Source organism: Winogradskyella sediminis, from assembly GCF_003387355.1.
Taxonomy (GTDB): Bacteria; Bacteroidota; Bacteroidia; order Flavobacteriales; family Flavobacteriaceae; genus Winogradskyella; species Winogradskyella sediminis.
In genome coordinates, this window is the sequence record NZ_QUNH01000002.1 from 1,177,007 (window position 1) to 1,197,410 (window position 20,404).

At 32.7% G+C, this 20,404-nt stretch carries 20 protein-coding genes; 16 read left to right on the forward strand and 4 right to left on the reverse strand.

Features of this window, described 5'->3' with window-relative positions:
• The first annotated feature begins 1 nt into the window (after position 1).
• On the forward strand, positions 2-409 hold the full coding sequence (locus tag C8N41_RS12515) for a response regulator (RefSeq protein WP_092447491.1): 408 nt from the start codon (positions 2-4) through the stop codon (positions 407-409).
• Between the two features lie 14 nt (positions 410-423).
• Here the strand turns inward: C8N41_RS12515 and C8N41_RS12520 are convergent, their stop codons facing one another.
• On the reverse strand, positions 424-1,065 hold the full coding sequence (locus tag C8N41_RS12520; RefSeq protein ID WP_092447492.1) for an alpha/beta hydrolase: 642 nt from the start codon (positions 1,063-1,065) through the stop codon (positions 424-426).
• Between the two features lie 55 nt (positions 1,066-1,120).
• Between C8N41_RS12520 and C8N41_RS12525 the strand changes: the two genes are divergently transcribed.
• The 5 genes from C8N41_RS12525 (at position 1,121) to C8N41_RS12545 (ending at position 5,887) form a co-directional block, all read left to right on the forward strand.
• Entirely contained in the window at positions 1,121-1,543 is a 423-nt protein-coding gene (locus tag C8N41_RS12525; RefSeq protein ID WP_092447493.1) for a PaaI family thioesterase, read from the forward strand.
• A gap of 7 nt (positions 1,544-1,550) precedes the next feature.
• Positions 1,551-2,675: a chorismate-binding protein gene (locus C8N41_RS12530; RefSeq protein ID WP_092447494.1), complete on the forward strand. Its 1,125-nt coding sequence runs from the start codon at positions 1,551-1,553 to the stop codon at positions 2,673-2,675.
• Positions 2,676-2,730: 55 nt separating this feature from the next.
• Entirely contained in the window at positions 2,731-4,491 is a 1,761-nt protein-coding gene (menD, locus tag C8N41_RS12535) for a 2-succinyl-5-enolpyruvyl-6-hydroxy-3-cyclohexene-1-carboxylic-acid synthase (protein ID WP_115839491.1), read from the forward strand.
• Between the two features lie 98 nt (positions 4,492-4,589).
• Positions 4,590-4,931, forward strand: a complete 342-nt coding sequence (locus tag C8N41_RS12540; protein ID WP_092447496.1) for a DUF2853 family protein — start codon at positions 4,590-4,592, stop codon at positions 4,929-4,931.
• A gap of 125 nt (positions 4,932-5,056) precedes the next feature.
• Complete coding sequence (locus tag C8N41_RS12545; protein WP_092447497.1) at positions 5,057-5,887, forward strand: CvfB family protein; 831 nt, start codon at positions 5,057-5,059, stop codon at positions 5,885-5,887.
• Here C8N41_RS12545 and C8N41_RS12550 read toward each other — a convergent pair.
• Positions 5,875-6,297, reverse strand: a complete 423-nt coding sequence (locus tag C8N41_RS12550) for an STAS/SEC14 domain-containing protein (RefSeq protein WP_115839492.1) — start codon at positions 6,295-6,297, stop codon at positions 5,875-5,877. The genes C8N41_RS12545 and C8N41_RS12550 overlap by 13 nt on opposite strands.
• Positions 6,298-6,416: 119 nt before the next feature.
• Here C8N41_RS12550 and C8N41_RS12555 point away from each other — a divergent pair, with 119 nt between their 5' ends.
• The 6 genes from C8N41_RS12555 (at position 6,417) to C8N41_RS12580 (ending at position 13,218) form a co-directional block, all read left to right on the forward strand.
• The gene (locus C8N41_RS12555) at positions 6,417-7,256 is read left to right on the forward strand and encodes a 1,4-dihydroxy-2-naphthoyl-CoA synthase (RefSeq protein ID WP_092447499.1); all 840 of its coding nucleotides are present in this window, start codon (positions 6,417-6,419) and stop codon (positions 7,254-7,256) included.
• Between the two features lie 15 nt (positions 7,257-7,271).
• Positions 7,272-8,177 (forward strand): 1,4-dihydroxy-2-naphthoate octaprenyltransferase, encoded by a 906-nt coding sequence (menA, locus tag C8N41_RS12560; protein WP_115839493.1) that lies wholly within the window; start codon positions 7,272-7,274, stop codon positions 8,175-8,177.
• A gap of 35 nt (positions 8,178-8,212) precedes the next feature.
• Positions 8,213-8,890 (forward strand): metal-dependent hydrolase, encoded by a 678-nt coding sequence (locus C8N41_RS12565; RefSeq protein ID WP_115839494.1) that lies wholly within the window; start codon positions 8,213-8,215, stop codon positions 8,888-8,890.
• A gap of 277 nt (positions 8,891-9,167) precedes the next feature.
• Positions 9,168-11,138, forward strand: a complete 1,971-nt coding sequence (locus C8N41_RS12570) for a YgiQ family radical SAM protein (protein ID WP_115839495.1) — start codon at positions 9,168-9,170, stop codon at positions 11,136-11,138.
• Between the two features lie 15 nt (positions 11,139-11,153).
• Complete coding sequence (locus C8N41_RS12575; protein WP_115839496.1) at positions 11,154-11,828, forward strand: RluA family pseudouridine synthase; 675 nt, start codon at positions 11,154-11,156, stop codon at positions 11,826-11,828.
• Positions 11,829-12,102: 274 nt separating this feature from the next.
• Positions 12,103-13,218 (forward strand): glycosyltransferase family 4 protein, encoded by a 1,116-nt coding sequence (locus C8N41_RS12580; RefSeq protein WP_115839497.1) that lies wholly within the window; start codon positions 12,103-12,105, stop codon positions 13,216-13,218.
• A gap of 14 nt (positions 13,219-13,232) precedes the next feature.
• On the opposite strand, the gene C8N41_RS12585 is transcribed toward C8N41_RS12580, so the two are convergent.
• On the reverse strand, positions 13,233-14,129 hold the full coding sequence (locus C8N41_RS12585) for a sterol desaturase family protein (RefSeq protein ID WP_115839498.1): 897 nt from the start codon (positions 14,127-14,129) through the stop codon (positions 13,233-13,235).
• Positions 14,130-14,188: 59 nt separating this feature from the next.
• On the opposite strand from C8N41_RS12585, the gene C8N41_RS12590 reads away from it, so the two are divergent.
• The 4 genes from C8N41_RS12590 to C8N41_RS12605 all read left to right on the forward strand — a co-directional run bounded on the left by C8N41_RS12590 (position 14,189) and on the right by C8N41_RS12605 (position 19,423).
• Positions 14,189-15,223 carry an o-succinylbenzoate synthase gene (locus tag C8N41_RS12590; RefSeq protein WP_115839550.1) on the forward strand — a complete coding sequence of 345 codons (1,035 nt, stop codon included), beginning with the start codon at positions 14,189-14,191 and terminating at the stop codon, positions 15,221-15,223.
• A gap of 1 nt (position 15,224) precedes the next feature.
• Positions 15,225-16,166 (forward strand): CPBP family intramembrane glutamic endopeptidase, encoded by a 942-nt coding sequence (locus C8N41_RS12595; protein ID WP_115839499.1) that lies wholly within the window; start codon positions 15,225-15,227, stop codon positions 16,164-16,166.
• A 3-nt stretch (positions 16,167-16,169) separates the two neighbouring features.
• Complete coding sequence (locus tag C8N41_RS12600) at positions 16,170-17,255, forward strand: AMP-binding protein (protein ID WP_115839500.1); 1,086 nt, start codon at positions 16,170-16,172, stop codon at positions 17,253-17,255.
• Positions 17,256-17,341: 86 nt separating this feature from the next.
• The gene (locus C8N41_RS12605; RefSeq protein WP_115839501.1) at positions 17,342-19,423 is read left to right on the forward strand and encodes a vWA domain-containing protein; all 2,082 of its coding nucleotides are present in this window, start codon (positions 17,342-17,344) and stop codon (positions 19,421-19,423) included.
• A gap of 83 nt (positions 19,424-19,506) precedes the next feature.
• Here C8N41_RS12605 and C8N41_RS12610 read toward each other — a convergent pair whose 3' ends face one another.
• Positions 19,507-20,367, reverse strand: a complete 861-nt coding sequence (locus tag C8N41_RS12610; RefSeq protein ID WP_092447509.1) for an OmpA/MotB family protein — start codon at positions 20,365-20,367, stop codon at positions 19,507-19,509.
• Between the last annotated feature and the right edge of the window lie 37 nt (positions 20,368-20,404).

The window sequence follows — 20,404 nt, forward strand, 5'->3', positions numbered from 1 at the left end:
CATGAGCAATCAGTACAATATATGTATTATTGATGATGATGATATCTATCAGTATACCATAACAAAAATTTTACAATCATTAAAACTCAATAAAAAAATTATTGCATTCTCAGATGGAGAGGAGGCTTTAGACTTCTTAATCGCCAACCTCTATAATGATGATGAGTTGCCCGACGTTATTTTTTTAGATATTAACATGCCTATAATGGATGGCTTCCAATTTATGGAAGAATATGTAAAACTTAAACCAAAATGGAATAAGAAAATAACGATATATATGGTGTCTTCGTCTGTAGATCCTGTAGATATTGAAAGAGCAAAAAATATAAGTGAAATTTCAGATTATATTATAAAACCAATAAAAGCAGGTGAATTGCAAACGATAATGGCAAATCTTCAAAGAGAGTAAAAGCCTTTGTAGTTTTATGGTACAAGTCCTTTAATAAGATCAATATTTACAACATGCTTACCTTTAAACGGTAAGATAGAAACACGATGATGAAATAATTCTTTAGCGCGTTCTATTTCATGTTGTATTCTATTGTTATCCAAATATTCATCGTCGGTTCCGTATATTAACTTTACTTGGGTTTGTTGAGAGAGATATGTAAAATCATTTGTGGTTAATTCTTTTGGTATGCCACCAGAATGCAAAACTAACTGATGGCATAACAATTGTCGTTTGGCTATATATCGCATAGCAATACTAACACCTTGCGAATAGCCTAAAATGATGAAATTGATGTTCTCAGGAAGTGCTTCGTTCTCCAAAACAGCATCAATATAATTTATAAGGTTTTCTGTGTCAGATATAGTGTTGTCTCGTGTAAGCCAATTGGCGCCAACATGCATTTTGGGTTGTATGTAATATTTACTCGGAGCCTGTGGCGCTATGATATAATTTTCCCTCGTATTTAAGGTCTTAAAATATCTTAGAAAATATCGGCTTAAATAACCCATACCATGGAAAACCAGCCAAACTGTTTTTGTGTGTTCAGTAAGTGTATTTAAAGTAGAATATGAGTTACGAGTGGTATATGTGATTTCTTTCTCTTGCGGAATCATTTTTTCTTTGTGGTTTCTTTATCTTTGTTTTTCAAGTTTAAAAATACAGTATTCTATGCAAATGACTAAAGAAGATATGCTAGCAAAGGCAAATGCGGCTAGTAAAAATACCTTAATGGAAACCTTAAGTATTGAGATTGTAGATTTTGGAGACGATTTCTTAACTGCAAGAATGCCTGTAACGTCAAAAGTTCATCAGCCAGATGGTGTTTTACACGGAGGAGCTACAGCAGCATTGGCCGAAAGTGTAGGTAGTTTTGCATCGCATATATTTATAGATACTGAAAAATTTTTTATTAGAGGATTAGAAATTACAGCCAACCATTTAAAAAGTATTAGCGAAGGTTTTATCTATGCAAAGGCTACATTTTTACATAAAGGAAGAACAACACAACTATTAGATATTAAAGTTACAGATGAGGCGGGTAACTTAATATCAATATGTCGTTTATCTACAATTTCACTTCCTAAAAAATAAGAAGAGAATGAATGAAGATTCGTTTTTTGAAGATTTAGAATCGCAATATTCTAAACAGTTGCCTTTTGTGGTGTATAGTAGACCGATTAATTCGGTAATTAAGTGTTGGCTTCAAAAAGATAATGATTTATATAAAACAGACACCTTTAAAGAAAGTGGTTTTGTATTTGCACCATTTAATCTTAAGGACAGCGACAGCAGCGTTCTTTTTCCTCAAGAAAAGTGCTGGTTTGCAGAAATAAATAGTGATCTTGTAGAGACAGACACGTTTAGTTCTACTGAAATTCTTCAAAATGAAGAACAGAAACAGCATCATATTCATCTTGTTTCAAAAGGTATAGAACACATTGAAACAGATACTTTAGAAAAAGTCGTTTTATCCAGATGTGAAACAAAAAGAATTCAAAACCATAATCCCATCACTATATTTAAACGGCTTTTAAGTCGTTATAAAAATGCAATGGTATATTGTTGGTTTCATCCTAAAGTAGGACTTTGGATTGGTGCCACACCAGAGTTGCTTTTTAAAGTAGAAGGGAAGCGACTCACAACTATTTCCCTCGCAGGTACACAACCCTATAAAAGAGTTTCTCAACCTCAGTGGACAGCTAAGGAATACAAAGAACAGCAGATTGTAACCGACTATATCACAGAGCAAATAGAGCCTTATACAAAGCAGATTAATGTGTCTGAAGTCAATACGGTTAGAGCAGGTAATTTGTTGCATCTTAAAACAAAAATTACGAGTGTCCTTAATGATAAAGCCAAATTAAAATCTATTATTGAAGCTTTGCATCCTACACCTGCAGTTTGTGGTTTTCCAAAGGGCGAATCCAAAGCGTTTATTCTAAAACACGAAAACTATAATCGCGAATATTATACAGGGTTTTTAGGTGAATTAAACCTAAAACAAACCACCAGCCGAAATAACAACCGACGGAATGTAGAGAACAATGCTTATGCTGTAGTAAAAACACAATCTAATTTTTATGTCAATTTAAGATGTATGCAGCTTAAAAATGATGTTGCAAACATTTTTGTAGGCGGAGGTATTACTAAAGATTCGATTCCTGAAAATGAATGGGAGGAAACCGTTAATAAGTCGAAAACAATAGGATCGGTTTTAGATTAAAATTTTTAACTTAAAAAAATGAAACACTTCCTGTTTTTAGTTGGAAGTTGCGCTTATGATATATTCAAAAATTCCATTATCACAAACGGTAGTAACGCTATGCAAAACGCATAATTTAAAACATATTGTTATTTCTCCAGGTAGTAGAAATGCACCATTAACCATTGGGTTTACACACGATGAGTTTTTTAAGTGTTATAGCATTGTAGACGAACGTTGTGCTGCATTTTTTGCTTTAGGAATAGCACAGCAACTACAAGAACCTGTTGCTGTAGTCTGTACATCTGGAAGCGCACTGCTTAATTATTATCCTGCGGTTTCAGAGGCCTATTACAGTCATATTCCTTTAGTGGTTATTTCAGCTGATCGACCAAAACACTTAATAGATATAGGTGATGGACAAACAATTAAGCAGAAAAATGTCTATGGAGAACATGTGTTGTATAATGCAAATTTAAAACTCGATATTTCAGAAAAAACAGCCTCTTTTTCAGAGAATGGTAAACCTATTCTTAAAAATATTGAAAATAAGTTAGAACGTTTTTTAGGCCTTCAGAAAGATATACAAACCTATAATGAATCCGAAATTCATGATGCGCTTACACTTTCAAAATTAAACTTAGGGCCTGTACATATAAATTGCCCGTTTGATGAACCTTTATACGAAACAATAGAGGAACTTAGTATTAATCCTAAACCTTTTAAAATTCAAAGCAGAGAGGATAAAGTAGACCGTTTTGAAATAAAAAGTTTATTAGATGTTTGGCAAAATGCGAAACGAAAAATGATTTTGGTTGGAGTGTTGCAGCCCAATTCAATTGAAGCACAATGGATACAAGAAATTGCTGATGACGATAGTATTATTGTTCTTACCGAAACCACGTCTAATTTACACCATCCCGATTTTTTTTCTGGAATAGATAAGTTAATTGCTCCTTTAGATGACGAAGATTTTAAAGCCTTACAACCCGACTTACTTTTAACGTTTGGAGGTTTAATTGTATCAAAAAAAATCAAAGCATTTTTAAGAACCTATAAACCACAATTTCATTTTCATATAGGTTTAGCACAAGCTAATGATACCTTTTTTAGTTTAGAAAAACAGATAAAACTACATCCTAATACTTTTTTTAGTGTGTTTTTACCTCTAGTTACACATCACACAAAAAGTACTTACAAACATTACTGGTTAACCGTTCGCCAAAAACGTAGAAAATTACAAGAAGCGTATTTGCAAACCCTTCCTTTTTCCGATTTTAAAGTTTTTAATACGATTTTAAAGCAGTTGCCTAAACAGAGTCAGTTGCAAGTTGGTAATAGTTCTGCAATTCGGTATACACAATTATTTCAGTTGCCTAAAAACATCGATGTATTTTGTAATAGAGGAACGAGCGGAATCGATGGTAGTACAAGTACAGCCATAGGAGCTTCAACCGTTATAGAAAAACGCACTACATTTATTACAGGCGATTTAAGCTTCTTTTACGATAGCAATGCACTTTGGAATAACTATATACCAAATACCTTTAGAATAATAGTAATAAACAATGAAGGTGGAGGTATTTTTAGAATCTTACCAGGTGCTAAAAACACTGAGAATTTTGATCGTTTTTTTGAAACCAAACATCATTTATCTGCAAAACAATTAAGTGACATGTATGGTTTTGATTATAACTTGGCTAAAGACGAAAAGGAATTAGATGCACAATTAGAAGCCTTCTACCAGGATACGCAACGTCCTAAATTATTAGAAATATTTACACCATCTCGTGTTAATGATACTGTGCTATTGGATTTCTTTAATTATATTAAGTAATTGAGAAAAAACAGTTAAGATGTGACTTTTTGATTTTAATTGTGTCTAAAAAATAGTACCTTTAAAGGGTTATTATTTAACTTAAAACAAAAAGAAACATGAGTAAAAGAGATGATTTAATCGTAAAGTATGCGGCAGATTTAAAAGACAAATGTGGTGTTAATCCAGATATGGATTTATTAACTAAAGTCACTATAGGTTTAGGTCCATCAATATACAATGCAGATTCATCAACAGTATCGGGTTCTGATGAGAAAGAATTAGCAACTGTAAAGAATAACTTTTTAATTAAGAAATTAGGTTTATCAGAAGGTGCAGAATTAGATAAAGCTATTGACGATGTTATGGAAACATACGGTCGTTCTAACAGAACAAAGTATAGAGTAGTAGTGTATTATTTATTAACTAAGCACTTTAAAAAAGAAGCTGTTTACGCATAATCATAAATAGATATAATATAAAGCGTTACAATTTTAAAATTGTAACGCTTTTTTTATGGAGAATATATTTAACTATCCATGTAATTTCCTATTATATCTTATAAAAATATATTTACCTTTGTAGCATGATAAACTTAGGTGAATACAATACATTAGAAATTTTAAGAGACACAGAACCTGGATTATTTTTAGGTGATGGTGAAGATGGTGAAGTCCTTTTACCCAATAGGTACGTCCCAAAAGTTTTTGAAATTGGTGATAACATTGAAGTCTTCGTTTATTTAGATAATGAAGAGCGTCCTGTTGCCACAACAGATCATCCTTATATTAAAAAGGGGGATTTCGCCTTATTGCGATGTAATCAGGTAACAGATTATGGTGCTTTCTTAGATTGGGGTTTGGTAAAGGAATTGTTCTGTCCGTTTAGAGAACAAGCGTTTAAAATGAAAGCAGGAGGTTGGTACTTGGTTCATTGTTATCTAGACGATGAGAGCGAACGTTTAGTAGCTTCAAGTAAAACCAATAGTTTTTTAGATAATAAAGAATTAACGGTATCTCAATTTGACGAGGTAGATCTTATTGTTTCGCATCCTTCTGAATTAGGTATGAATGTTATTGTAAACAATATGCATTTAGGCTTAATATTTAACGATGATATTTATAAAGATATCAGTGTAGGTGATCGTCTTAAAGGTTTGGTAAAAAAGGTAAGACCCGATAATAAGTTAGATATTTCATTGAATCAAATTGGTTATCGAAATATAGAGCCAAATGCGGATTATATCTTAAATGAATTACATGATAACGGAGGGTTTTTACCAGTGCACGATAAATCAAATCCTGAAACCATTAAAGATTTGCTTCAAATGAGTAAAAAGAGCTTTAAAAAAGCCATTGGTTCACTCTATAAAGAACGCCAAATTGAAATTAAAGAAGACGGTATTTATTTGTTGTAACCATCGGCATATTGGTGTGCTAAGGCTTCTTCAACCCATGCTATGGCGTCGTCAGTAGTAGTAAATACTTGCTTATTGAACTTAAAGAAGTGGTTTTCTATTTCAATAATACGTTTAGTTAGATCTGAGTAAGCGACTATAGCATAAGCTATTGCGTTGTTAAATTTCTCATTAAATAACTTGGCGTCTTTAAGGTTTATAGAATAGGAATTTACTCTATTTGCAATAAAACCAAACGCTCTGTTTTCAAAATTTTCTTCAATGATTTTAGAAATTTCATTGAAGTTTTTAAAATTGACGTCCACTCCTTCGTCAAACTCGGTAATAATATAATCCTCATATAGAAATACTTTTCCAATTTTTAAATTATACAATTTTGGACTTTTATTATATTTCGATCTGTAATTCATTGTCTGTTAAGTGTATGGGCGCGCAAAGATACTATCCTCATTAATTAAAATAAAGTAAAATTTAAGGGTTTAGATATTATTATTAATTTCTTACTTTTACGCTCAAAACAGTGATAAATATGAACCATATAGATTGGAAAGTTGCAAAGTCTTATGAAGATATAACATATCATAAATGCAATGGTGTAGCAAGAATAGCTTTTAATCGACCAGATATACGCAATGCGTTTAGACCTAAAACCACTTCAGAGCTATATGATGCTTTTTATGATGCAAATGAAGATGTAAATATTGGCGTCGTGTTATTAAGTGCCGAAGGCCCATCTAATAAAGATGGAATATGGAGTTTCTGTTCTGGTGGAGATCAAAAAGCACGTGGCCATCAAGGCTATGTAGGTGAAGATGGTTACCATCGTTTAAATATATTAGAAGTTCAGCGTTTAATTCGTTTTATGCCTAAAGCAGTAATTGCTGTAGTACCAGGTTGGGCAGTTGGTGGTGGACATAGTTTACATGTGGTTTGTGATCTTACATTAGCGAGTAAAGAACATGCTATTTTTAAACAAACGGATGCAGATGTCACCAGTTTTGATGGTGGTTATGGTTCTGCGTATTTGGCAAAAATGGTGGGCCAGAAAAAGGCAAGAGAAATATTCTTCTTAGGTAGAAATTACTCCGCTCAAGAAGCTTATGAAATGGGAATGGTAAATGCTGTTATTCCCCACGAAGATTTAGAAACGACAGCTTACGAATGGGCTCAAGAAATCTTAGCAAAATCACCTACATCTATAAAAATGCTAAAATTTGCTATGAACCTTACCGATGATGGTATGGTTGGACAACAAGTATTTGCTGGCGAAGCCACAAGATTAGCTTATATGACAGAAGAAGCTAAAGAAGGTAGAGATGCCTTTTTAGAAAAGAGGAAGCCTAATTTTCCAAAAAAATGGATTCCTTAATCCCAATTATATCACATGAATAAAATTAAACCATGGCTCAGTGCCATGCGCTTAAGAACGTTACCGCTTTCTGTATCAGGAATTATTCTTGGTAGTTGTTTTGCGTATTACAATGGTCGCTTTAATCCATGGATTTTTAGTTTTGCGATGTTAACGACTATTAGTTTGCAAATCCTATCTAACTTAGCAAACGATTATGGAGATGGTGTACGTGGTACAGATAATGATGAGCGTTTAGGGCCTAAACGTGCCATACAAAGTGGAGCGATTTCTCCAGATGAAATGATGGATGGCATAAAACTAAATATCATACTCGTTATTATCTTCACTATGGCGCTAATTTGGAATGCGTTTGATCCTAGTAGCCTACTTTATATATTTTTATTTCTATTTCTTGGTGGTCTCTCTGTATATGCCGCTTTAAATTATACCATGGGAAACTCTCCCTATGGTTACCGTGCCCTCGGAGATGTTTTTGTCTTTGTATTTTTTGGTCTGTTAAGCACAATGGGAAGTTATTTTCTGTACTTACACACTTTAGATCATGTGGTTGTATTACCAGCCATAGCCATAGGTTTCTTAAGCGTAGGTGTTTTAAACTTAAACAATATGAGAGATATTGATTCGGATACCAATGCAGGTAAAATTACACTTGCAATAAAATTAGGTAGAGCAGGAGCAAAACGCTACCATTATGCACTTATTGTAGGAGCAATGTTAATCACTATTTTATTTTCATTATTGTATTATGTAGAGCCGTATAATTTCTTATTTTTAATTGCATTTTTACCATTATGTATTCATGTTCTTAAAATAAAGAAAGCAAAAACCGCTCAAGATTTTGATAGTCAATTAAAAGTTTTGGCTTTGTCTACATTTCTAATGGCTATACTTTTAGGAGTTGGCTATATTTTGTATTAACTTTAAAATCATTTTAGTTTTTAAATTCGTTTAGCATGAAAATTACATTCTACGGACATGCCTCTTTAGGCATTCAAATTAATGATATTCATATATTAGTCGATCCTTTTATAACAGGAAATGAAAAAGCCTCAGATATCGATATTACATCCTTAAAAGCAGATTATATTTTAGTGACACATGCGCATCAAGATCATATTTTAGATGTGGAAGCCATTGCGAAACGCACAGGTGCTGTTATTGTTTCTAATTATGAAATTGCAACGTATTATCAAAACAAAGAATTAGAAGCGCACCCTATGAATCATGGTGGTTCTTGGGATTTTGAATTTGGTAATCTTAAATATGTTAATGCCATACACACGTCTTCTTTTCCAGACGGATCATATGGTGGGCAACCAGGAGGATTTATTATCGAAGGTGAACACAAAACTGTTTATATTGCTGGTGATACGGCTTTAACCATGGATATGAAACTAATTCCGATGCAAGTTAATCTCGATTTAGCAATTTTACCTATAGGAGATAATTTCACTATGGGTATTAATGATGCTATTCTTGCTAGTGATTTTGTACAATGTGATAAAATTCTTGGCTATCATTATGACACTTTTGGATATATAGAGATTAATCATGAAGAGGCCAAACGAAAATTCTTCGATAAAGGAAAAGATTTAATGCTATTAGATATTGGAGAGCGTATAGAGCTTTAACCTTTTGTTTTCAGAGTTTCAGTACTTAATTTAGTATTTATTTGATTGTTTTAGCATGAAACAATTCTAGATCATTTTAGTATGACCTAAATTTTATGGTAACTCAGAGGTATTAATAAAGGTTTTTGTATGGTACTGTAATGTCTAAATTTACAGTATTAAGATGCTCAAAAGTCAATTTGCTGACTTATTTTTTAATTACAGAAAAAGAACTTCAAAAGCTGTATTCTTTGCCTGTTGAGTTCTGAATGGAATTTAACTGTATCTTTGCAGCACTATGAAAACGAATAAACTTACAGATTGGTTACCTACAACGAAGAAAGAAATTAAAATTCGAGGTTGGGAAGAGCTAGATGTTATACTTTTTAGTGGAGATGCCTATGTAGATCATCCATCCTTTGGACCTGCAGTAATTGGACGTATTCTAGAAAGTTATGGTCTCAAAGTTGCCATTGTACCGCAGCCAAGTGTAAACGATAATTTGCAAGATTTTACCAAATTAGGAATTCCTAAATTATTTTTTGCTGTAACAGGTGGTTGTATGGATCCTATGGTAAGTAATTATACAGCTAGTAAAAGACGTCGAGATAAAGATGCCTATACTCCAAATGGTGATATAGGGTTTAGACCTGATTATGCTACATCTGTATATTCTAATATTTTAAAAGAGAAATTTCCTAATGTTCCTGTTCTCATTGGTGGTATAGAAGCGTCCTTACGTCGTGTAACTCACTATGATTATTGGAGTGATAAATTGATGCCTACAATTTTAGAAACCTCTAAAGCCGATATGTTGGTTTATGGAATGGGAGAACAGCCTTTGCGAGAAATTGTAGAGTTGTTACAAAAAGGTGTGCCTTTTTCAAGTTTAAAAACCATAAAACAAACTGCCGTTTTATTAGAACGAGAGGAAGCTTTACCAAAAAATAAAAATTGGGAAGATGTAGAAATTCAATCGCATGAGGTTTGTCTAAAGGATAAAAAGAAGTTTGCTTCTAACTTTAAAGTGATTGAGCAAGAATCTAATAAACTTAGAGCAAAACGAATTATACAAGGAGTAAATAAAAAGAAACTGGTAATCAACCCTCCGTTTCCAACAATGTTAGAAGCAGAAATTGATGCGTCATTCGATTTGCCTTACACAAGATTACCGCATCCAAAGTATAATAAGCGTGGTCCAATTCCTGCGTTTGAAATGATTAAATTTTCTATCAATATTCATCGTGGATGTTTTGGCGGTTGTAGTTTTTGTACCATTTCAGCTCATCAAGGAAAATTTATTGCTAGTCGTAGTCAAGAATCGGTTTTAAAAGAAGTAGATAAAGTGGCTAACATGCCAGATTTTAAAGGCTATTTATCAGATATTGGTGGCCCTTCTGCCAACATGTATAAGATGAAAGGAAAAGTACAATCTATTTGTGACAAATGTGTTGCTCCGTCTTGTATTTCGCCTGTAATCTGTAGTAATTTAGATACATCACATAAGCCCTTAACACAATTATATCAGGCTGTAGATAAACACCCTAAGGTAAAGAAATCATTTATTGGAAGTGGTATTAGACATGATATGTTGGTACCCGAATTTAATAAAAATGCGGATCCAAAAGAATTAGATGATTACACGGAAGAAGTTATGACAAAACATATTTCTGGTCGTTTAAAAGTAGCACCAGAACACACTTCTGATCCTGTTTTAAAATTAATGCGAAAACCATCATTTAAGTACTTTCATAAATTTAAAGAGCGGTTTGATAGAATTAATATTAAGAAAGATCTTAAACTACAGTTAATTCCATATTTTATTTCAAATCATCCAGCCTGCGAAGTGGAAGATATGGCCAATTTAGCTGCAGAAACTAAGGATATGGGTTTTCAATTAGAGCAAGTACAAGGCTTTACACCAACACCTATGACGGTTGCCACGGTCATTTATTATAGTGGCTATCATCCCTATACCTTAAAGCCTACAAAGACTCCTAAGTCCAAAAGAGAAAAGGAGGAACAACATCGCTTTTTCTTCTGGTATAAAAAGGAAAACAAAGATTGGATTAGAAAAACACTGAATAAAGTTGGTCGCCAAGATTTGCTAAATGTTTTGTTACCCGAAACTAAGGAAAAGGCTTGGAAAAGTGTGAACCTAAAGGCTGTAAAAAATACATTTGATGATGCGGTACCTGCTACAGATTCAAATTTTTCAAAAAAACCACGTCGGAAAAAGAAGCGGAAGTCGAGACCTAAAAGACGCTAATTAAGCCCATTTCTAATGTCAAAACTTGAGATTATCAATGATAACAATGATTTTATTGTTGTTAATAAAACTGCCGGACTCATTACTGAAAAAAGTCTCTACGAAAACCTTACTATAGAGGATCAAGTATTTCAACATATTTTGAAAACTAAGCGAAAACCTTATGTTGGAGTAATTCATAGGTTAGATAGAGTAACGAGTGGAGTTTTAATTTTTGCGAAGAAAAAAAGTATACTATCCTCTTTTAATACGCTTTTTAGTTCCCGTAAGGTTCATAAAACATATCTCGCCATTGTTAAAAATAAACCTTCAAAAAGTAGTGGTAATTTGGTTAATTTTCTTGTGAAGAATACTTTAGAGAAAAAAGCTGATATTGTTAAATCTAAAACGAAACAGAGTTTAAATTGTAGATTGTCTTACAAAGTCATGGATCAAAACGATTTTGGTTACCTCCTAGAAATACGACCTAAAACGGGGCGTTTTCATCAAATAAGAGCTCAATTAGCTCACATAGGACTTCCCATCATTGGAGATGAAAAATATGGATCGGATCAAAGCTATTACCCTTTATCGGTTTGTCTTCATGCTTGGAAGCTAAGCTATAAAGATGTTAATTCTGAAGAGCTAATAACATTTGAAGCACCATTACCCGATAATAAATTTTGGAAATTTAAAGAGGTAGAAAAATAGTCTTTAATTTGATAGGTATACTTTAAAATCACGCCTTTAGATAAATATATAGATGTCAAATACGAAATATTTCATATCTCACTTTATGAATTTTCTTTTAAAGGTTCCATATTTTTGTCAATTGGGATTATATATTGACATTTGGTCTTAAATCTTTGTTTATTAGTTTATTATGTGTTATTTATGTGCAGCTGAACATTTGGTTTAGAATGGTTTAATAAATATAACTTCACATTAATACGTATTAAGTGAGTTAGAATATGATTTAGGTAATATGAAAATTGTTTTCTTGGCAAGATATTTACCAGCTGAAGGTTCTACGACACATATGTATGCTGTAGCAGAAAACCTTTGCAAAAGAGGACATCAGATTTATATTTTATCGAGAGGTACTGGCGGAGAGCCTAATGCAAATCTACTTTATGAAAATGCTAAAGCTCATGGAGTGCAATTTGTAAAACTTCCTTTTCCTTTATACAGCAAGATTAGCTTTTTTACTAGATTGCAGCAATTAATCGCATACATCTATTCTATACCCATCGCATTATTTCAATTGTATCGATTAAAACCCAACGTGATTCATGCACATTATCCTGTAACGACGTATGTAGCTGCAATATATAGGTATTTAACAGGAAAGAAGTTTATTGTAACCCATCATAATATGAATATTCCTAAACATATTTTTAATAGAAAAGGAAATTATGCTATAGCTATAAGCAGAGAATTAGAAACGAGTTTAAGGACAACTTATGAATATAAAAAAGATGAAATAAAGCTGATATTTAATGGTGTTAAAGACCATAACATGGTATTGGATGCGACTAGTGTTCTTAACTTAAAACAAACGAATGGCATACCTACAGATGTCGTGATTTTTGGTTTTGTGGGTACCATCAGTACGCGTAAAGGTGTTGATGTTTTAATAGAAGCTTTTTCCCAATGCAAACAACGAAACCTACACCTTATCATTCTTGGGGATGGCAATGTAGATTGGCTAAAAGGTTTAATTAGCAAATATAAAGTGCAACAGCAAATAACGTTAATACCATTTAGAGATCCCTTAGAAATCTATAATATGATAGATGTACTTATACTGCCATCTAGAGTTGAAGGTTTTCCATTGGTGCCATTAGAAGCAATGATGATGAAAAAGCCGGTTATACGATCAGATATCGAGGGAGCAAAAGATCAAATAATAGAAGGTGAAAACGGGTATTTGTTTGAATCTGAAAATGTTATACAATTATCCAATATTATTGATAACATAGCCATGCATCCTGAAAAACTAAGGGATTATGGAGAAAATGCATATGATTATGTAAGTCGAAATTTTTCTGAAGATTTAATGGTAGATCAGACGTTACAAGTGTATCATTTAGCCCAATAAATTGAACATATATTTTAAGGGTTCGTATTGTTTTTTAACCATTCTTTTCTTAAATCATTACTAACTTTTCCACTGCCATCATGTTTCCAACCAGGAGATTTAAAGAGGTAAAGAATACGGTGTTTAACAGACATCCGTTTGCCTGAGGCGTCTATTAAAAGTTGCCACCATTCCTTAAAAGCTATTTTCAGCAGGTTGTAACTCTTAATATTATTAACCAAGCCATAAGTGACTTTCTCATAATCTAATTCTTCTTGAAATGTTCTAAATAATTTATCCCAAATAATTAGAATTCCTGCATGATTGCGATCTAAGTAAATAGGGTTACTTCCATGGTGCACGCGATGGTGAGAAGGAGTATTAAAAACAGCTTCAAACCATTTGGGCATTTTTTGAATGGCTTCAGTATGAATCCAGAATTGATACAATAAGCTCACAGACATTTGAAGTAATATCATTGCCGGATGAAAGCCTAGCAATGGCAACCATAACCAAAAAATAAATGTGTAAAAACCACCAGACCAAGTTTGTCTAAGTGCAGTACTTAAATTAAAATACTCTGAAGAATGATGCACTACGTGTGAAGCCCAAAACAAACGACATTCATGCGATACACGGTGAAACCAGTAATATGCAAAATCATCAGCAAAAAATAGCAACACAAACGACCACCATACTACAGGAATAGTAAATATTCTAAAATTATCGTAGATTAAGAAAAATACAAATACCACTAAAATTTTACTAGCAAAACCTAAAATTACGTTGCCTAGACCCATGGCAATAGAAGTGAATGCGTCTTTAGTTTGGTATGTTTTAATATGCTGTTTGGTAGTAACGTACAACTCTAACAACATTGCCAAAATAAAAAACGGAATTGCATAAAGAATAATATTAGGAAAATTGGGCATTATGAGTTGTGATTTGTGCTCTAATTTACGAAAATAAATAACTATTTTTGAGTTCTATGATAAAAGCAACTTACCATAAGTATATTCTAGATTTTAAACGTCCTAGTGGAACCTCTCGAGGTGTAATGACCACAAAAGAAACCTGGTTTATTGTATTAGAAAGCGATGCCAGTAAAGGAGTAGGAGAGTGCGGTATTTTAAGAGGTTTATCTATAGATGATAGACCCGATTATGAAGCGAAGTTAAAATGGGTTTGCCAAAATATTATTCTTGGATTAGAAACTTTATTAGCAGAGCTAATAGAGTTTCCAAGTATTCAATTTGGACTAGAAACGGCCTTTAAATCCTTAGAAAGTACCGATCAATTTCAATTATTTCCTTCAAAATTTACTCAAGGGGCAGATAATATTTCAATTAACGGTTTAGTTTGGATGGGATCTGAAAACTATATGAGAAAACAAATTAAGGACAAGATTTCAGCAGGATTTCATTGTATTAAATTAAAAATTGGTGCTATAGATTTTCAATCGGAATTAGACATTTTAAAATCCATACGCAAGGAGTTTTCAGTTTCAGATATTGAACTTCGAGTTGATGCAAATGGCGCCTTCTTGCCAGAAGAAGCTTTAGAAAAATTAAAACGGCTGTCAGAATACCAATTGCACTCTATAGAACAGCCAATAAAACCTAAGCAATTTGACGTCATGGCGCAAATCTGTGAAGTAACACCCTTACCGATTGCTTTAGACGAAGAATTAATTGGTGTATGCTCAGAAGACAAGAAGTACAAATTACTTCAAACTATAAAACCGCAGTACATTATTTTAAAACCTAGTTTGGTTGGTGGATTTTCTGGAAGTCAACAATGGATTGATTTTGCTGAAGGTTTAAATGTTAATTGGTGGATTACTAGTGCTTTAGAAAGTAATGTTGGATTAAATGCTATAGCTCAATGGACCTATACTTTAAAGAATTCCATGCCACAAGGTTTAGGAACTGGTAGTTTATTTACCAACAATTTTCTTTCGCCATTAAAGGTAAAAAATGGTACTTTGCATTACGATTTAAAACAACATTGGAAATTTAATTTATAGAATGAATTATATACAACAAGCCTATAAAGGACAACGTGAATTATGGATGTTTATCCTAACAACAGTTTTAGTTGCTGGTATCTTTATTAGTAATTTTGTATTTTATTTAATGACAGATCCAGAGGACTTAGATGCCGCAATGGATGCCATGAAAAGTTGGAATTTACCAGCAAATGTAATGCTTGTTGTAAATTTATTACCGTTTGTGTTTTTACTTGGGCTTTTGTTTGTTATGGTAAAATACGTGCATCAGAGATCGTTATTGTCTTTAACCACCACACGACTTAAAGTCGATTTTAAACGCATACTATTTTCGTTTCTAATGATTACCATTTATACGGTAGCGTCGTTTTTTATTATGTATAACATGGATTCTTCAGAAATTGTATTTCAGTTTAATCCAGGTAAATTTGCGGTTCTATTTATTATAAGTGTACTGTTATTTCCATTTCAGATTGGTTTAGAAGAGTACCTTTTTAGAGGCTATTTTATGCAACATATTGGTATTTTAGTAAAGAATAAATGGTTTCCGCTATTATTTACATCTGTATTGTTTGGTATTGCTCATAGTGCAAATCCAGAGGTAGGTGCCATAGGATTTTGGCAAATGATGATTTTTTATGTAGGAACCGGATTACTATTGGGCATTATGACCTTAATGGATGAAGGTTTAGAGTTGGCTTTAGGATTTCATTTAGGTAATAATCTTATCGCATCACTTTTAGTAACTGCAGATTGGACAGCATTGCAAACAGATGCACTTTTTAAAGATACATCTCAACCAGAATTAGGAGCTATTTCAGAAATTATATTACCCGTTTTAATTGTTTATCCTGTGATGTTATTCATACTTTCAAAAAAATATGGATGGACCAACTGGAAGGATAAATTATTCGGGAAAGTAGAAGAGCCACCAAAAGAAAATTATAAAATAATTGATTAGATTATGACACCAGCATACAACAAAGTACACAACCGTTTTAAGTTTAATGGACTTCATTTTAGTCACGAAGAATTAAAAGAAGTAGCATACAGTCTTATAAAAGAAGGAGAACCATTTGAAAAAGTAACTGGCAATTTTTTAATTGATTGGTTAAATAATAAGGACTTTTTATACGTTACAACTTCCGGTTCTACAGGTTTCCCTAAAGAAATTAAATTAATGAAACAAGCCATGGTAAATTCTGCTATTGCTACAGGTAATTTTTTAGGTTTAAAACCAGGTGATAAAGCTTTGCATTGTTTGCCAAGCCATTTTATTGCCGGCAAAATGATGTTTGTTAGGGCTTTAGTATTAGGTTTAGAAATTGATTTTGTAGAACCTTCTGCTCATCCAGTTTTTGATTATGAAAAGACATATGATTTTTGCGCTATGATTCCATTGCAAGTCAAGCATACAATTAATCATATTTATAACATGAAAACTATTATTGTAGGTGGTTCTAAGGTGACTAAGCCATTATTAGAACAGATAAAACATACAAATCCTAAGTTTTATGAAACTTATGGCATGACAGAAACAGTAACACATGTTGCTGTAAGATCTTTGGACTCTAAATCAGGAGATAAAGAGACTTATTTTAATGCTTTAGAACATATAAAGTTTGAAAAAGATGAAAGAAATTGTCTTGTAATCCATGCGCCAAATTTAGTTGATGAAACTTTAGTTACTAATGATATAGTGGAATTTAAATCGGAGACAAGCTTTAAACTTTTGGGTCGTTTTGATAATGTTGTCAATTCAGGAGGTGTTAAATTATTTCCTGAGCAAATAGAAGAAAAACTTCAACCAATTATAGACGAGCGTTTTATTTTAGCAGGCGAAGATGATGCCGAATTAGGCGAAAAACTAATCTTAATTGTTGAAAACCCAAGAGATTCAATTGAGAGTATTACTAATCGAATAAAACAACAGAAAGGTTTAACTAAGTTTGAAGTGCCTAAAGCAATTTATACAATAGATCACTTTGTTGAAACTGTTAATGGCAAAATACAACGTAAGAAAAGTATAAAAGCTGTTTTAGAGGCTTAACTCATTGAAATAAGGAGTTTACTCATTGTTGGTTTTATTTCATAATAGTTGGTTGTAGGTTTATAAAAACTTATAAATCAACTATTATGAAAAACCTAATACTTATTTTATGTGTTTCGTTGTCTATAGGATACGTAACGGCACAAGAAAAAACAATTTCAGGCACTGTAACTTCAGCAGCAGATGGCTTACCTTTACCAGGTGCAAGTATTATCATTAAAGGGACCACTAACGGTTCTCAAACAGATTTTGATGGTAATTTCAAATTAAAAGCAAATGTTGGTGATATTATTGTAGTTAGCTATGTCGGTATGCAAACTCAAAATGTTACTATAGGTACTGCTTTAGTTTATAATATTGCACTTAAGTACGATAGTAATAACTTAGAGGAAGTCATTGTTATGGGTTATGGTACTTCACGAAGAGATTCTTACAAACATTATTCTAAACCAAAGCCTACTCTGGCATCCAAACTCTCTGGGAAAGTAGCAGGTGTTACAATTCAAAATTCAAGTGGGACATCACCAAATATTGTTATAAGAGGAAGTGCGACAGCACGCTCAAAAGAACCGCTTTATATTCTAAATGAGCAACCAATTTCAGAAAGCGAGTTTCGAAAAATTAAAGCAGATAAAATTAAGCATATCGAAATTTTGAATGCTCTCCAAGGACATGCGGTGTATGGTTATAATGGTACAAAAGGTGTTATTATTTTAAGAACAAAAGGTCATAAAAACAAAGTCAATTTTGATGATATTGATAATTTTTTGAATGAATCTTATACTCAAATCGAAGAGAACATATTTAAGCGCACTAACCTTGCTGCTCTTTCGACGTTTTCAATAGATGTAGATAAAGCGGGTTATAGTAATATAAGACGCATGATTAATAACGGAGAAACGATTCCACCAAATGCTGTAAAGCTTGAAGAAATGGTTAATTACTTTAATTATAATTATCCACAACCTAAAGATGAACATCCATTTTCTATTAACACAGAAGTAGTTGCAACACCTTGGCACAAAAAGACGCAATTGGTTAGAATAGGATTGCAAGGCAAAACGTACGATAATGATAAATTACCAGCGTCAAACTTAACATTTCTAATTGATGTTTCTGGCTCAATGAGTTCACAAAATAAATTACCGTTGTTAAAGAGTGCATTTAAACTGTTAGTAAATCAACTCCGTGAAAAAGATAAAGTCTCTATTGTAGTATATTCTGGTGCAGCAGGAGTTGTGTTAGAACCAACATCAGGGCATAAAAAGGAAGTCATAATTTCAGCATTAGATAATTTAAATGCTGGAGGGTCTACAGCTGGTGGTGAAGGTATTGAATTAGCATATAAATTAGCGGAAAAAAATTTCAAGAAAACCGGAAATAATCGCGTTATTCTAGCAACCGACGGTGATTTTAATGTAGGAGCTACAAGTGACGACGACATGCAAATCTTAATTGAAGAAAAGCGAAAGTCAGGTGTGTTTTTATCTGTTTTAGGTTTTGGATATGGAAACTATAAAGATTCAAAATTAGAAACCTTGGCTGATAAAGGAAATGGAAACCATGCATATATCGATAATATGCAGGAGGCACAAAAAGTATTCGGAAAGGAATTTGGAGGTACGTTATTTACAATTGCTAAAGATGTGAAAATTCAAGTAGAGTTTAATCCTAAAAAAGTACAAGCTTACCGATTAATAGGCTACGAAAACAGATTATTAGCAGATGAGGATTTTGTAGATGATACAAAGGATGCAGGTGAATTAGGAAGTGGCCATACAGTTACAGCGTTGTATGAGATTATTCCGACCGGAATAAGAAGTGATTATCTGAAAACAGTACCTGATTTAAAATATACAAAGTCTGATGTTACTTCTAACTATGAGAATGAATTATTCACCGTAAAATTTAGATATAAAAGACCGAATGAAGATAAAAGTATTGAAATGATACACATTCAAAATACAATGCTAACTACAGCATCTGATGATATGAATTTTGCTTCTGCTGTGGCATTATTTGGTATGCAGTTGAGGCAATCTAAATATTATAATAATGCGACATTATCAAAAGTAATTGAATTAGCAGAACGAGGAAGGGGAGAGGATAATGAAGGGTATAGAGCAGAGTTTATTAGACTAGTAAAATCTTATGATAATCTAAACTAACCTAAATATCATAACCAGATAAAAACAAAAACCCAATGCAACGCATTGGGTTTTTGTTTTTATATCAAAATCTTCTAGAATTATTATTCAGTACCCTCAGATAAATTTTTCATTTCATTTTCAACCATTTCATAGAATTGGTCTATTTTAGGCATTACAACGATACGTGTTCGTCTGTTTTTTGCCTTATTTTCTGCCGTATCATTTTCTACTAAAGGTACATAATGGCTACGTCCTGCAGCAATTAACTGTTGTGGGTTAACTTCTAAGCTCTCTAAAACTCTAACTACAGATGTCGCACGTTTTACACTTAAATCCCAGTTGTCCACTAACGGTGGTTTATTGTATGGTACATTATCTGTGTGCGACTCCACCATAGCTTCAAAATCTGGTTTACTATTAATTACCTTAGCAACCTTAGCTAAAACATCTTTAGCTCTAGATGTTACAGTATAACTTCCACTCTTAAATAATAATTTATCAGCAATAGAAATAAATACTACACCTTTTTCTACATTAATTTCAATGTCTGGATCATTGATGCCAACAGCTTTTTTAAGGCTTGTTACAACAGCTAAGGTAACACTATCCTTTTTTGTTAAAGCATCTTGTAATCTTGTGATTTTTAAATCACGTTCTTTTAAGCTTTCTAAAGACTTCTCAAGATTCTCAGAACCTTTCTTAGTTAAAATAGTTAAATCTCCTTTAGTATCAATTAAATCTTGGTTTGCCTTACGTAAATCTGCAAGTTGATCTTTCATTGTTTCCACTCGCGCATTAGCAGCAGCAACATCAGATAAACAACTATTTAATTTAACCGTAGCCGTATTTAACAAATCTTGGGTTTCTTTGTGTTGTGCTTCAAGTGCTAAATAGTCTTTTTTAGACACGCAAGATGCTAAAAATACCATTGAGCAAACACTTAATAACATTAATTTTTTCATAATTGAACTCTAGTTTATATTGTTAAGTTTAACATAA

Coding starts and splice junctions, on each gene's coding strand:
- C8N41_RS12600 (WP_115839500.1), top strand. CDS start 16,170: ATGACACCAGCATACAACAAAGTACACAACCGTTTTAAGTTTAATGGA.
- C8N41_RS12525 (WP_092447493.1), top strand. CDS start 1,121: ATGCAAATGACTAAAGAAGATATGCTAGCAAAGGCAAATGCGGCTAGT.
- C8N41_RS12550 (WP_115839492.1), bottom strand. CDS start 6,297: ATGAATTACAGATCGAAATATAATAAAAGTCCAAAATTGTATAATTTA.
- C8N41_RS12605 (WP_115839501.1), top strand. CDS start 17,342: ATGAAAAACCTAATACTTATTTTATGTGTTTCGTTGTCTATAGGATAC.
- menA (WP_115839493.1), top strand. CDS start 7,272: ATGAATAAAATTAAACCATGGCTCAGTGCCATGCGCTTAAGAACGTTA.
- C8N41_RS12540 (WP_092447496.1), top strand. CDS start 4,590: ATGAGTAAAAGAGATGATTTAATCGTAAAGTATGCGGCAGATTTAAAA.
- C8N41_RS12570 (WP_115839495.1), top strand. CDS start 9,168: ATGAAAACGAATAAACTTACAGATTGGTTACCTACAACGAAGAAAGAA.
- C8N41_RS12515 (WP_092447491.1), top strand. CDS start 2: ATGAGCAATCAGTACAATATATGTATTATTGATGATGATGATATCTAT.
- C8N41_RS12555 (WP_092447499.1), top strand. CDS start 6,417: ATGAACCATATAGATTGGAAAGTTGCAAAGTCTTATGAAGATATAACA.
- C8N41_RS12580 (WP_115839497.1), top strand. CDS start 12,103: ATGAAAATTGTTTTCTTGGCAAGATATTTACCAGCTGAAGGTTCTACG.
- C8N41_RS12585 (WP_115839498.1), bottom strand. CDS start 14,129: ATGCCCAATTTTCCTAATATTATTCTTTATGCAATTCCGTTTTTTATT.
- menD (WP_115839491.1), top strand. CDS start 2,731: ATGATATATTCAAAAATTCCATTATCACAAACGGTAGTAACGCTATGC.
- C8N41_RS12565 (WP_115839494.1), top strand. CDS start 8,213: ATGAAAATTACATTCTACGGACATGCCTCTTTAGGCATTCAAATTAAT.
- C8N41_RS12610 (WP_092447509.1), bottom strand. CDS start 20,367: ATGAAAAAATTAATGTTATTAAGTGTTTGCTCAATGGTATTTTTAGCA.
- C8N41_RS12595 (WP_115839499.1), top strand. CDS start 15,225: ATGAATTATATACAACAAGCCTATAAAGGACAACGTGAATTATGGATG.
- C8N41_RS12575 (WP_115839496.1), top strand. CDS start 11,154: ATGTCAAAACTTGAGATTATCAATGATAACAATGATTTTATTGTTGTT.
- C8N41_RS12520 (WP_092447492.1), bottom strand. CDS start 1,065: ATGATTCCGCAAGAGAAAGAAATCACATATACCACTCGTAACTCATAT.
- C8N41_RS12530 (WP_092447494.1), top strand. CDS start 1,551: ATGAATGAAGATTCGTTTTTTGAAGATTTAGAATCGCAATATTCTAAA.
- C8N41_RS12545 (WP_092447497.1), top strand. CDS start 5,057: ATGATAAACTTAGGTGAATACAATACATTAGAAATTTTAAGAGACACA.